General features: G+C 56.1%; 12 protein-coding genes. 10 read left to right on the top strand and 2 right to left on the bottom strand.

The genetic code is table 11. The annotated features are described in order from the left end of the window. Positions 1–7: 7 nt before the first annotated feature. Entirely contained in the window at positions 8–286 is a 279-nt protein-coding gene (locus JGF26_RS07955; protein WP_028016205.1) for a YfcL family protein, read from the top strand. Between the two features lie 45 nt (positions 287–331). Here JGF26_RS07955 and mnmC read toward each other — a convergent pair whose 3' ends face one another. Further along, positions 332–2,329 carry a bifunctional tRNA (5-methylaminomethyl-2-thiouridine)(34)-methyltransferase MnmD/FAD-dependent 5-carboxymethylaminomethyl-2-thiouridine(34) oxidoreductase MnmC gene (gene mnmC, locus JGF26_RS07950; protein ID WP_134707703.1) on the bottom strand — a complete coding sequence of 666 codons (1,998 nt, stop codon included), beginning with the start codon at positions 2,327–2,329 and terminating at the stop codon, positions 332–334. 158 nt (positions 2,330–2,487) lie between these two features. Between mnmC and fabB the strand changes: the two genes are divergently transcribed. Together fabB and JGF26_RS07940 are read left to right on the top strand one after the other, a co-directional pair. After that, positions 2,488–3,705 (top strand): beta-ketoacyl-ACP synthase I, encoded by a 1,218-nt coding sequence (gene fabB, locus JGF26_RS07945; RefSeq protein ID WP_028016207.1) that lies wholly within the window; start codon positions 2,488–2,490, stop codon positions 3,703–3,705. A gap of 208 nt (positions 3,706–3,913) precedes the next feature. Beyond that, positions 3,914–5,092 (top strand): MFS transporter, encoded by a 1,179-nt coding sequence (locus JGF26_RS07940; protein ID WP_049005888.1) that lies wholly within the window; start codon positions 3,914–3,916, stop codon positions 5,090–5,092. Between the two features lie 42 nt (positions 5,093–5,134). On the opposite strand, the gene flk is transcribed toward JGF26_RS07940, so the two are convergent. Continuing rightward, on the bottom strand, positions 5,135–6,139 hold the full coding sequence (gene flk, locus JGF26_RS07935; RefSeq protein WP_134707704.1) for a flagella biosynthesis regulator Flk: 1,005 nt from the start codon (positions 6,137–6,139) through the stop codon (positions 5,135–5,137). Between the two features lie 113 nt (positions 6,140–6,252). On the opposite strand from flk, the gene pdxB reads away from it, so the two are divergent. The 7 genes from pdxB (at position 6,253) to dedD (ending at position 13,057) form a co-directional block, all read left to right on the top strand. Then, positions 6,253–7,389, top strand: a complete 1,137-nt coding sequence (gene pdxB / locus JGF26_RS07930; protein ID WP_108090841.1) for a 4-phosphoerythronate dehydrogenase PdxB — start codon at positions 6,253–6,255, stop codon at positions 7,387–7,389. A gap of 67 nt (positions 7,390–7,456) precedes the next feature. Next, positions 7,457–8,470 (top strand): aspartate-semialdehyde dehydrogenase, encoded by a 1,014-nt coding sequence (locus tag JGF26_RS07925; protein WP_134707705.1) that lies wholly within the window; start codon positions 7,457–7,459, stop codon positions 8,468–8,470. Beyond that, positions 8,470–9,282, top strand: a complete 813-nt coding sequence (gene truA / locus JGF26_RS07920; protein ID WP_134707706.1) for a tRNA pseudouridine(38-40) synthase TruA — start codon at positions 8,470–8,472, stop codon at positions 9,280–9,282. The genes JGF26_RS07925 and truA overlap by 1 nt, the downstream gene beginning before the upstream one ends. 28 nt (positions 9,283–9,310) lie before the next feature. Next, positions 9,311–9,970, top strand: a complete 660-nt coding sequence (locus JGF26_RS07915) for a DedA family protein (RefSeq protein WP_028016213.1) — start codon at positions 9,311–9,313, stop codon at positions 9,968–9,970. Positions 9,971–10,124: 154 nt separating this feature from the next. Then, a complete protein-coding gene (gene accD / locus JGF26_RS07910) occupies positions 10,125–11,030 on the top strand; it encodes an acetyl-CoA carboxylase, carboxyltransferase subunit beta (RefSeq protein WP_134707707.1) in 906 nt (301 codons plus the stop codon). Between the two features lie 70 nt (positions 11,031–11,100). After that, complete coding sequence (gene folC / locus JGF26_RS07905; RefSeq protein WP_028016214.1) at positions 11,101–12,369, top strand: bifunctional tetrahydrofolate synthase/dihydrofolate synthase; 1,269 nt, start codon at positions 11,101–11,103, stop codon at positions 12,367–12,369. Next, complete coding sequence (gene dedD, locus JGF26_RS07900; RefSeq protein WP_028016215.1) at positions 12,359–13,057, top strand: cell division protein DedD; 699 nt, start codon at positions 12,359–12,361, stop codon at positions 13,055–13,057. The genes folC and dedD overlap by 11 nt, the downstream gene beginning before the upstream one ends. Positions 13,058–13,125: the final 68 nt, after the last annotated feature.

The raw sequence follows: 13,125 nt of genomic DNA, 5'->3' as shown, positions 1-13,125 counted from the left end.
AAAGAAGATGATCGCAGAATTTGAATCACGCATTCTGGCGTTAATTGATGACATGGTGGAACACGCCAGTGATGATGAGCTGTTCGCCAGCGGTTATCTGCGTGGTCACCTGACGTTAGCCGTTGCTGAGCTGGAGGCCGGGGACGATCACACTGCCGAGGCCGTTCATGATGAAGTGACCCGCAGCCTGGAGAAAGCTATTCAGGCAGGAGAACTCTCTCCGCGCGATCAGTCACTGGTGCTGGGTATGTGGGACAATTTGTTCCAGCAGGCGAAAGCGAAGTAATTGTTTTCAGCCCTCTCCCGCAGGGAGAGGGCTCCAGACCACAGCCTACTTAACCTTTTTCCCCTTCAGCAGTTTCCGCACCCACAGTCGGTTTGGATTAAGCCCTGCAAGCGTAACCCTGTCCAGCGGAATCGGCTCTTCGCTCATTTGCGCGGCCAGTACTTCAGCCAGCAATGGCGCTGAACATAATCCCCGCGAGCCTAGCCCACCCAGCATAAACAGGTCCGGATACAGCGGTGCACTCACTGCAGTATCTTTGTTTTCCGCAAGATCCTGATAAGCCTCCAGTGTTGCTTCATAGTCCGGTACGTTACCCGCCATAGGCAGATGGTCGCGGGTGGCGCAGCGCACGCCGCAACGCGCTTCCCCCTCGCTGATGTCAACCTCTTTCGCCCACGCAGCATCCGGGAAACAGTCAATCAGTCGCTGGCGGTTTTGCTGTTGGTCCGCATCGCTGTAGTGCATATCCGTTTCGCCACGATGGTAGCTGGCGCCGATGCAGTGATGGCCGTTAGACGGGTTTTGTGGCGTCAGATAACCGTCATAGCACAACACCTGACGCAGCTTGCTCAGTTCGGGCGCGGTCGGGATATGGCTCACCTGGCCGCCGACCGGATAAACCGGCAACGTCTCTGTCTGGATAAACTGGCTGATGTTATGTCCGTTTGCTAGCACAACGCTGGCATGGCTCGCCTCTTTGCCATCGGCAAAACGGAGATTCCAGCGATCTGTGCGGCTCAGCGATTCAACCTTGTGAGCATAATGTGCTGTCAGTCCGCGCGATTGTGCCAGAGCAATGACCGCCGCGGTCAGTTCCGCCGGGCACAGCCAGCCGCCGAGCGGATACTGAATGCCTCCACAGCCGGTGTCCACGCCAGCGGTGTCTGCCACCTCTTGCGTACTTACCGCGCGGGCAATTTCGTCAGGCAGATCCAGCGACAGCATCTGCGTGATTTTTTGCTGGCTCTTTTCATCCCAGCCGAGCTGGGTCACGCCGCACCAGTCATGGTCGAATGCCACTGGCAGGGCGTCATACAGATGACGAGCGAAGATAAAGGCTGCCGGGAAAAACTCACTCAGTGCGGGATCGTGAGCGCTTAAAAGGGGATAGAGCGCCCCCTGACGGTTGCCGGAAGCCCCCCTTGCTGGCGTCTCGTCAGCACAGTAGAGTGTCACCTGCCAGCCCCGGTGGAGAAGGGCGAGAGAAAGCAGGGCGCTGGCGATCCCTCCGCCGACTATCGCCACTTCGCGCGATGCGCTGGCGCGGCGTGCAAACCAGGGCGCCTGAGCGGGAATGTCCAGCGTCTGATCCATCCTGCCGACCAGCATGTCGCGCTTGCGGCCAAAACCTTTGGTCTTCTGCATGGTAAAGCCCGCTTCCTGCAACCCCCGGCGGACAAATCCTGCCGAGGTAAAGGTAGCGAGCGTTGCACCCGGGCGCGCCAGCCGCGCCATCGCGGTGAACAGATGCTGACTCCACATATCCGGGTTTTTGGCAGGCGCAAAGCCGTCCAGGAACCATGCATCTACCTTCTGATTCATCGAATCATCGAGCTTATCGGTCAGTTCATTGATGTCGCCAAGCCACAGATCCAGTGTGATGCGTCCGCCGTCCAGCAGTAAACGGTGACAGCCCCCAATATGAGGCGGCCACTGCGCCTGAAGCTGCTCTGCCAACGGTGCAAGTTCCGGCCAGTGCTGATGGGCGAGCCGCAGATCGTGCGCCGTGAGCGGGAATTTTTCGAAACTGATGAAATGTAATCTTTGTAGCGTAGCCTCAGGGTGTGCAGTGTGAAACTGATCGAACGCCTGCCAGAGGGTCAGAAAATTCAGTCCGGTACCGAAGCCGCTCTCGGCGACCACGAACAGATTCCGCGGATGTACAGGGAAGCGAATGCTGAGCTGGTTTCCGTCGAGGAAAACATAGCGGGTTTCTTCCAGTCCGTTATCATTAGAAAAATAGACGTCATCAAAATCTCGGGAAACAGGTGTACCCTCAGCGTTGAATTCGAGGTTGGCGGGTTGTATAGCATTTTGTTTCACGTAAGTTACTCGTCTGACAGGCAGTGGCACGATCTTAACGATGTGAGCCCATCGGTGCAAATTTCCGCAGAAAATGGCTGATCGGACTTGTTCGGCGTACAAGTGTACGCTATTGTGCGACTCGAAACTTACTATAGTGCGACTTACAGAGGTATTGAATGAAACGTGCAGTGATTACTGGCCTGGGCATTGTCTCCAGCATCGGTAATAACCAGCAGGAAGTCCTGGCATCTCTGCGTGAAGGACGCTCCGGGATCACTTTCTCTGAAGAGTTTAAAGATTCAGGTATGCGCAGCCACGTATGGGGTAACGTCAAACTGGACACCACCGGTTTGATTGACCGCAAAGTGGTTCGTTTCATGAACGATGCCTCTATTTATGCTTATCTCTCCATGCAGGAAGCGATCAAAGATTCCGGCCTGAGTGAAGAGGTTTATCAGAACAACCCGCGCGTGGGTCTGATTGCCGGTTCCGGCGGCTCATCAAAAGCGCAGGTATTCGGTGCTGACGCAATGCGCAGCCCGCGTGGTCTGAAAGCAGTAGGTCCGTACGTGGTAACCAAAGCCATGGGTTCTGCGGTTTCCGCGTGCCTGGCGACCCCATTCAAAATCCACGGTGTGAACTACTCCATCAGCTCCGCGTGTGCGACGTCTGCACACTGCATCGGTAATGCTGTTGAGCAGATCCAACTGGGTAAACAGGACATCGTATTTGCTGGCGGCGGCGAAGAGCTTGGCTGGGAAATGGCCTGTGAATTCGACGCGATGGGCGCACTGTCCACCAAGTACAATGAAACCCCGGATAAAGCATCCCGTACCTATGATGCGCACCGTGACGGTTTCGTTATCGCTGGCGGCGGCGGTATGGTTGTGGTTGAAGAGCTGGAACATGCGCTGGCACGTGGCGCGCACATCTATGCTGAGATCGTGGGCTACGGTGCAACGTCTGATGGCGCTGACATGGTTGCGCCATCTGGAGAAGGTGCGGTGCGCTGCATGAAGATGGCGATGCACGGTGTTGATACCCCAATCGACTACCTGAACTCCCACGGTACCTCTACTCCGGTAGGCGACGTGAAAGAGCTGGGTGCAATCCGTGAAGTCTTCGGCGACAACAGCCCGGCAATCTCCGCGACCAAAGCGATGACCGGACACTCTCTGGGTGCGGCTGGCGTGCAGGAAGCGATCTACTCTCTGCTGATGCTGGAAAACGGCTTTATCGCCCCAAGCATCAACATCGAAGAGATGGACGAGCAGGCTGCTGGCCTGAACATCGTGACCAAACCAATGGACGCGACGCTCACCACCGTCATGTCCAACAGCTTCGGTTTCGGCGGCACCAACGCCACGCTGGTGATGCGCAAGCTGAAAGCATAAGTTTTATGTTTGATTCAGAAAGGGAGCCATAAGGCTCCCTTTTTTTATGCATTGACAACTGGCTGATCTGACAGGCAAACTTCACCACTCAACATTATCCTCACGATAATGCGTAAGCGTTTAACGTCAACCAACGCACCTTAATCCTGATAATCAGGTAGAGGGGGCGTGGCATTTCCCCGCCTTACTCTTCATTTCGGAGTAAAGCATGACTGCAATAACTCAAACAGAAACAACCCCTTCAGCGAACGTCTCGCTGTTCCGTATCGCCTTTGCCGTATTTCTGACCTATATGACCGTTGGTCTGCCGTTGCCGGTGATCCCGCTGTTCGTTCATCAGGAACTGGGCTATGGCAACACCATGGTCGGCATTGCCGTGGGCATTCAGTTTTTAGCCACGGTATTAACGCGTGGATACGCCGGTCGTCTGGCGGATCAGCACGGTGCTAAACGTTCCGCACTGCAGGGGATGTTTGCCTGCGGGCTGGCAGGTGGTGCGTGGCTGCTGGCTGCTCTCCTGCCGGTCGACGCCGCGTATAAATTTGCGCTGCTGGTGCTGGGCCGTTTAATCCTCGGCTTTGGTGAAAGCCAGCTGCTGACCGGTACCCTGACCTGGGGTATGGGTCTTGTGGGGCCTGCGCGTTCCGGAAAAGTGATGTCCTGGAACGGTATGGCCATCTACGGCGCGCTGGCCGCGGGCGCACCGCTTGGACTGCTGATCAATAGCCAGTTTGGATTTGCGGCGCTGGCTGCCACCACCATGCTGTTACCGCTCCTGGCGTGGGCGTTTAACGGCTCGGTCCGTAAAGTACCTGCCCATAAAGGGGAGCGTCCTTCCCTGTGGAGCGTGGTTGGTCAAATATGGCAGCCGGGTCTTGGCCTGGCACTGCAGGGTGTGGGATTTGCGGTGATTGGTACGTTCGTCTCGCTTTATTTCATGAGCCGTGGCTGGGCGATGGCGGGCTTTACCCTCACTGCCTTTGGCGGCGCATTTGTGCTGATGCGAGTGCTGTTCGGCTGGATGCCGGATCGTTTTGGCGGTGTGAAAGTGGCGGTAGCGTCGCTGATGATAGAAACCGTTGGCTTGTTGCTACTGTGGAACGCACCGGTCGCTTCTGTTGCACTGATCGGCGCAGCACTCACCGGTTGCGGTTGTTCACTGATCTTCCCGGCGCTCGGCGTTGAAGTCGTGAAGCGTGTTGCCCCGCAGGTGCGTGGTACAGCATTGGGCGGCTATGCGGCGTTTCAGGATATCTCATACGGTGTCACCGGGCCGCTGGCGGGGCTGTTAGCCACTTCGTTTGGCTATCCGTCAGTGTTCCTGGCGGGAGCGGTTTCTGCGGTGGTTGGGATTATTGTGACGCTGGTGGCGTTTCGCAGGACTTGAGCCGTTGTAGGCCCGGTAAGCGCAGCGCCACCGGGCAAAACCTCAGGCAACCAGCCAGAAAATCGCCAGCGCAATCATCAGCGCAATAAACAACAGCCCCGGACGGGCAGACAGCGTTCTGAAGGTCTCCACGACCGGTGCAAACAGCGGGTTGTAGATCGGCTGAATATCCCTGACTTCCGGCACGCCGCCTTCACGCTCGGCGCGGCGGATAAAGATTTGATTCAGCAAATCCTGCACCTGCGCGGTGGTCAGTACCGTTTGCGGCGTGGCCTGCCAGGTCTGCTGGGCGTAATCCCGAATCACCTCAAACTCATGCGGCTCAAGCGGCTGTTTCAGTGCCGCCTGGAGCGTATGCAGGGTAGGGGTACTCTGGGTACTCAGCGTCTGACGGGCCTGTAGCCAGGTCACCAGATGGGTAAACTGTTTCGCCGGGATCAGCTCGCCCGCTTTCACGCCGGAAAGCTCTAGCATCGACTGCCAGATAAGCTTCGTTGACTCGCCGGTGGCGGCGGCCAGTTTGGTCACCATCTGGTTCAGTGTATTGTGTTCAGCAGGCAGCAGCGGACGCTCGGTTGACGGACGCTGTTGCGGTTGCGGGATGGTCAGCTGATTGGTTTGCAGCAGCGTCAGCACGGTTTTCAACTGCTCTGGCGTCAGCTGACTCAGGGCGGTCTGGCCAAACTGCTGGCGAATGAAATCACTGACCGCCTGTCGGTTATTACCCTGGCCTAACAGCTCGGTGAGCTGTGAGACAATCTGCCGGGTGGTGTGATTTTGCTGTGCGGCGGTAATACGCTGATTCAGATTTTGCTCGGCCGCAGGGAAATGGCGCGACTGCAGCGGTGCATCGTTCCGGACACCTAAATCATGCTTAACCCCGGCCCAGACTTCCGCGTTTTGCTGTGACGTCAGCGCAATCAGGCGCGTGATCAGTCGCTCCAGCACGGTGCGCTGTTGTGTGGATAGCGGTTGTTCACCGGCAACGTTCGGCGTGACAGGGCCTTCACCCGGAGGGCGTGGCGGCGTACCTGAAATGGGCTGCATCGTCAAAAATCCTTAAAGTCAAAACTCAGCGTAAACCTGGCATACGTATATGCCTGGCGGCCAGATTATGGCACACTTGGCAGGTTTTCTTCCTCTCAAACAGGTACTCAGACGTGAAAATCCTCGTTGATGAAAATATGCCTTATGCCCGTGAGCTGTTTAGCCGCCTGGGTAACGTTAAGGCTGTCCCTGGTCGTCCAATCCCGGTTAACGAACTGGATGATGCGGATGCGCTGATGGTGCGCTCGGTGACCAAAGTAAATGAGTCGTTGCTCGCCGGTAAAGCGATTAAGTTCGTCGGGACCGCAACGGCAGGGACCGATCATGTGGATGACAAATGGCTTAAGCAGGCGGGGATCGGTTTTTCCGCCGCGCCGGGCTGTAACGCCATTGCTGTAGTGGAATACGTTTTTTCCTCCCTGCTGATGCTTGCCGAGCGTGACGGTTTTGCGCTGCAGGATCGTACCGTAGGGATTGTCGGTGTGGGTAATGTGGGCGGACGCCTGCAAAAACGTCTGGAAGCGTTGGGTATTCGTACTTTGCTGTGCGACCCTCCGCGCAAAGACAACGGTGAGGAAGGGGATTTCCGCCCGCTGGATGAACTGGTTGAACAGTGCGATGTGATCACTTTCCACACGCCACTGTTTAAAGAAGGGCCGTATAAGTCGCTGCATCTTGCCGACGAAGCCCTGATCCGTCGTCTGAAACCTGGCACTATTCTGATAAATGCCTGCCGCGGTCCGGTGGTGGATAATGCCGCGCTGCTGACATGTCTGAATGATGGGCAAGACCTCAGCGTGGTGCTGGACGTCTGGGAGCCAGAGCCGGATCTCAACGTTGAGCTGCTTAACAAGGTGGACGTGGGTACTGCGCATATCGCCGGTTACACCCTCGAGGGGAAAGCGCGCGGCACGACTCAGGTCTTCGAAGCCTACAGTGCCTTTATTGGGCATCCGCAGCAGGTCGCGCTGGATACCTTACTGCCTGCACCTGAATTTGGCCGCATTACTCTGCATGGTCCGCTCGATCAGGCGACGCTGAAAAGGTTGGTACATTTGGTGTATGATGTGCGCCGCGATGATGCGCTACTGCGTAAGGTGGCGGGGATCCCGGGTGAGTTTGACAAGCTGCGCAAAAACTATGTTGAGCGCCGTGAGTGGTCCTCTCTGTATGTGATTTGCGATGACGCAAAGGCTGCAACGCTACTGCATAAACTGGGTTTTAACGCCGTTCATCACCCGGCGCATTAATGTCTTCTTAATGCTCCCTGTCGGATACTCCGACAGGGACGCTTTTTTATTTCTGGAGTAAACCACCATGTCTGAAGGCTGGAACATTGCCATTTTAGGTGCCACGGGTGCCGTGGGCGAAGCCCTGCTCGAAACCCTTGCTGAGCGTCAGTTCCCGGTGGGCGATATCTATGCGCTGGCGCGTACCGATAGCGCGGGTGAGCATCTGCGTTTCAACAGTAAATCCGTGATGGTTCAGGATGCGGCAGCGTTCGACTGGACGCAGGCGCAGCTGGCATTTTTCTCCGCGGGCGTTGAAGCCACTGCTGCTTACATTGAAGAGGCGACTAACGCAGGATGTCTGGTGATCGACCTGAGCGGTCTGTTCTCCATGGAGCCGGATGTGCCGCTGGTGGTGCCGGACGTGAACCCGTTTGTGCTGGCTGATTACCGTAATCGCAATATCATCGCGGTACCAAACAGCCTGACCAGCCAACTGCTGACCGCTCTGAAACCACTTATCGACGACGGCGGCCTGTCGCGTATTACTGTCACCAGTCTGCTGTCCGCCTCCGCAAATGGCAAAAAGGCCGTCGATGCGCTGGCCGGTCAGAGCGCGAAGTTGTTGAACGGTATCCCGATTGACGAAGACGATTTCTTTGGTCGTCAGCTGGCGTTCAACATGCTGCCATTGCTGCCCGATCGCGAGGGTTCCGTGCGCGAAGAGCGCCGGATCGTCGATGAAGTTCGTAAAATTCTGCAGGACGACGGCCTGATGATCTCCGCGAACGTCGTGCAGTCCCCGGTCTTCTACGGTCACGCGCAGATGGTAGGTTTTGAAGCGCTGCGTCCGCTGGCGGCAGAAGAAGCGCGCGATGCGTTTGGTCGTGGGGAAGACATTGTGCTTTCCGAAGAGAGCGAGTTCCCGACCCAGGTGGGCGATGCCACCGGTAGCGCGCATCTTTCCGTTGGCTGCGTGCGTAACGACTACGGTATGCCGGAGCAGGTGCAGTTCTGGTCCGTTGCTGACAACGTTCGTTTCGGCGGTGCGCTGATGGCGGTCAAAATCGCTGAAAAACTGGTACAGGAGTACCTGTACTGATGTCAGACGTGGATCAAAAGCCAGTTCATAAAATTGCCCTCGGTATTGAGTACGATGGCAGTAAATACTATGGCTGGCAGCGTCAGAATGAGGTGCGCAGCGTCCAGGAGAAGCTGGAAAAAGCGCTCTCTCAGGTGGCAAACGAGCCAATTAACGTCCTGTGCGCGGGCCGTACGGACGCGGGTGTTCATGGCACGGGGCAGGTGGTTCACTTTGAAACCACTGCCGTGCGTAAAGATGCTGCCTGGACGCTGGGTGTAAATGCGAATTTACCTGGTGACATTGCTGTTCGTTGGGTGAAAGCTGTGCCGGATGATTTTCACGCGCGCTTCAGCGCCACGGCGCGTCGCTACCGTTATGTCATCTACAATCAACGTCTTCGTCCAGCGGTGTTAAGCCAGGGTGTGACGCATTTTTATGAACCGCTTGATGCTGAACGTATGCATCGTGCGGCGCAATGTCTGATTGGTGAGAATGACTTTACGTCGTTTCGTGCGGTGCAGTGTCAGTCCCGCACGCCGTGGCGTAATGTCATGCACATAAACGTCAGCCGTTTTGGCGCTTATGTGGTGGTGGATATCAAAGCCAATGCCTTTGTACATCATATGGTACGGAATATTGTGGGCAGCCTGATGGAAGTGGGTGCCGGACACCAGCCGGAGAGCTGGATTGCTGAACTGCTGACAGCGAAGGACAGAACGCTTGCGGCAGCCACGGCGAAAGCGGAGGGGTTGTATCTGGTCTCGGTAGACTATCCGGATCGGTTTGACCTGCCGAAACCGCCAATGGGCCCGCTATTTTTAGCGGACTAAACAAAGGTGCAATTAGGGCTTAAACAATATGGACGTAATTCGTTTTTTGATTGATTTCATCCTGCATATTGATGTTCACCTGGCAGAGCTTGTCGCGCAATATGGCGTCTGGGTATACGCTATTCTGTTCCTCATTCTGTTCTGTGAAACCGGTCTGGTCGTCACCCCGTTTTTACCCGGGGATTCGCTGCTGTTCGTCGCCGGGGCGTTATCAGCGTTACCGACCAATGATCTGAATGTACATCTGATGGTGGTGTTGATGGTGATTGCCGCCATTATTGGTGATGCGGTCAACTATACGATTGGGCGAGTATTTGGTGAGCGGCTTTTCAGTAATCCGGACTCGAAAATTTTCCGTCGTAGCTATTTAGACAAGACCCATGCGTTTTATGAACGCCATGGTGGCAAAACCATTATCCTTGCGCGTTTTGTGCCTATTGTGCGTACATTTGCACCGTTTGTGGCGGGAATGGGACATATGTCCTATCGTCACTTTGCAGCATACAACGTGGTTGGCGCGCTGCTGTGGGTTCTGCTCTTTACCTATGCAGGCTACCTGTTTGGCGATCTTCCGGTGGTTCAGGAAAACCTTAAGTTACTGATTGTAGCGATTATTGTGCTTTCTGTACTGCCGGGCGTGATTGAAATTATCCGTCACAAACGTGCGGCGGCGAAACAAACGAAGTAAATGCACACTGGCGGTTCGACCACTTTTTTATCCAAAGTTTCGGGCTGTTATGTTTTAATGTGCAACATTCATGGTCTGTTGGAGGCAAAAATGGCATTATTCGCCTCTTATAGCAAAACTGGCATACGACCAGGTTCAGGCAGAAAGGTTATCAATGAGCTGGATTGAACGAATTAAAAGCAACATTACCCCAACGCGCAAAGCGAGCATTCCTGAAGGGGTATGGACGAAGTGTGATAGCTGCGGCCAGGTTCTGTATCGCGCAGAGCTGGAACGCAACCTAGAGGTGTGTCCGAAGTGTGACCACCACATGCGTATGTCGGCGCGTAACCGCCTGCATAGCCTGCTGGACGAAGGTTCTCTGGTAGAACTGGGTAGCGAGCTTGAGCCAAAAGACGTGCTGAAGTTCCGCGATTCCAAAAAATACAAAGATCGTCTGGCCTCTGCGCAGAAAGAGACCGGCGAGAAAGACGCGCTGATCGTCATGAAGGGCACCCTGCATGAGATGCCGGTTGTTGCTGCTGCGTTTGAGTTCTCCTTTATGGGCGGCTCAATGGGTTCAGTGGTGGGTGCGCGTTTTGTGCGTGCCGTTGAGCAGGCGCTGGAAGACAACTGCCCGCTGATCTGCTTCTCTGCCTCTGGCGGTGCGCGTATGCAGGAAGCGTTGATGTCTCTGATGCAGATGGCGAAAACCTCTGCTGCACTGGCAAAAATGCAGGAGCGTGGTCTGCCTTACATCTCTGTGCTGACCGACCCAACCATGGGTGGCGTCTCCGCAAGTTTCGCGATGCTGGGCGATCTGAACATCGCTGAGCCAAAAGCGCTGATCGGCTTTGCGGGTCCTCGCGTTATCGAGCAGACCGTGCGTGAAAAACTGCCGCCGGGCTTCCAGCGCAGTGAGTTCCTCATTGAAAAAGGTGCCATCGACATGATCGTCCGTCGTCCGGAAATGCACCTGAAGCTGGCGAGCATTCTGGCGAAGCTGATGAACCTGCCAGCGCCAAACCCGGATGAGCCGCGCGAAGGCGTGGTGGTACCGGATCAGGAACCCGAGGCCTGATAACTGAAAAGGGCAGGGCCGGTTGGCGCTGCCCTTTTGCTTTCTAAACTGTTAATGACAACCGGGCATCATGGAAAATAAAAGCATTCCCCAAGCCACGTCGCCCCTGGCCGCGTGGCTTTCTTATCTGGAAAACCTGCACAGCAAAACCATTGATATGGGCCTTGAGCGCGTAAGCCAGGTCGCTGCGCGTCTTGATGTGCTGAAACCTGCGCCTTTCGTTTTTACTGTCGCGGGCACCAACGGTAAAGGGACGACCTGCCGTACGCTGGAATCCATTCTGATGGCTGCGGGTTATAAGGTTGGCGTTTACAGCTCTCCACACCTGGTACGCTATACCGAACGGGTTCGCGTGCAGAACAGCGAGTTGCCGGAATCGGCACATACGACCTCGTTCGCGGAAATTGAAGCCGCGCGCGGTGAGATCTCATTAACCTATTTCGAATACGGTACGCTTTCGGCGCTATGGCTGTTCAAGCAGGCGCAACTCGATGTGGTGATCCTTGAGGTCGGACTGGGTGGGCGTCTTGATGCCACCAATATGGTGGATGCAGATGTGGCGGTGGTCACCAGCATCGCGCTGGATCATACCGACTGGCTGGGACCGGACCGTGAAAGCATTGGCCGCGAGAAGGCCGGTGTTTTCCGCGCAGATAAGCCCGCCGTGGTCGGCGAGCCGGATATGCCACACACCATCGCTGACGTGGCAAACGAGAAGGGCGCGCGTCTGCTGCGCCGCGGCGTTGACTGGCAGTATGAAGTGCGTGACAACGCCTGGTGCTTTAGCGATGCACAGGGCGCGCTGGACAACCTGCCTCTGCCGCAGGTGCCACAACCTAACGCGGCAACGGCACTGGCAGCACTGCGCGCCAGCGGCCTCGCGGTCAGCGAGCAGGCGATCCGCGATGGTATACAGAACGCGATTCTGCCCGGGCGTTTCCAGATCGTCAGCGAGTCACCACGTCTCATTCTGGATGTGGCTCATAACCCACATGCGGCGGCTTATCTTGCCGGACGTCTTAAATCGTTACCAAAAACCGGGCGCGTACTGGCAGTTATCGGTATGCTTCATGATAAAGATATCGGCGGGACGCTGGCCTGCATGGAGAGTGTGGTCGATAGCTGGTATTGTGCTCCTCTGGAGGGGCCGCGTGGTGCAACAGCCGAGCAACTGATGGAACATCTTGGCAAAGGCGCAATCTACAATAGCGTGGCCCAGGCCTGGCATGCCGCGATGGCGGATGCTAAACCAGAAGATACCGTGCTGGTGTGTGGCTCATTCCACACCGTAGCACATGTCATGGAAGTGATGGACGCGGGGAGAACCGGTGGCGAGTAAGTTTCAGAACCGTTTAACAGGAACCATTGTGCTGGTCGCGCTCGGGGTGATTATCCTCCCGGGTCTGCTCGACGGGCAGAAAAAGCATTATCAGGATGAGTTTGCCGCTATTCCGCTGGTCCCTAAACCGGGTGACCGCGATGAGCCGGATATGCTGCCTGCGGCAACGCAAGCACTTCCTGCTCAACCACCGGAAGGTGCGGCAGAAGAGGTTCGTGCGGGCGATGCTGCAGCACCGTCGCTCGACCCGTCCCGTCTGGCGGCAACAAGCAACAATGAGATCGACCCAGTGCCGGTAGAGCAGCCTAAACCTGTTGAAAAACCGAAGCCGGTCGACAAACCACAGCCGAAACCACAGCGCGATAAGACAGCAGAACAGCTGGCCGCTGCTTCAGAGACAGCTCCACCAGCGAAACCGGCTCAGCAAGAGGCCGCAGCCCCAACGGGCAAAGCTTACGTTGTGCAGCTTGGTGCGCTGAAAAATGCGGATAAAGTCAATGAGGTGGTGGGGAAACTGCGCAGTGCGGGGTATCGTGTTTACACTTCACCTTCCACGCCGGTGCAGGGTAAAATTACACGTATCCTCGTGGGGCCAGAGGCGTCTAAAGACAAACTGAAAGGTTCGCTCGGCGAGCTGAAGCAGATCTCCGGTCTGAGTGGTGTAGTGATGAGCTACAGCGCTAACTAAGTACGACCTGCTCCTGAAAGAGAGAGGCGATAGGCCACGGCGTTGAGCATTTTTTCAGCGCCTTTTTT

This window comes from Enterobacter sp. E1 (assembly GCF_016809815.1).
Classification (GTDB): Bacteria; Pseudomonadota; Gammaproteobacteria; order Enterobacterales; family Enterobacteriaceae; genus Enterobacter; species Enterobacter adelaidei.
This window is presented reverse-complemented; position numbering and strand designations above follow the sequence as displayed.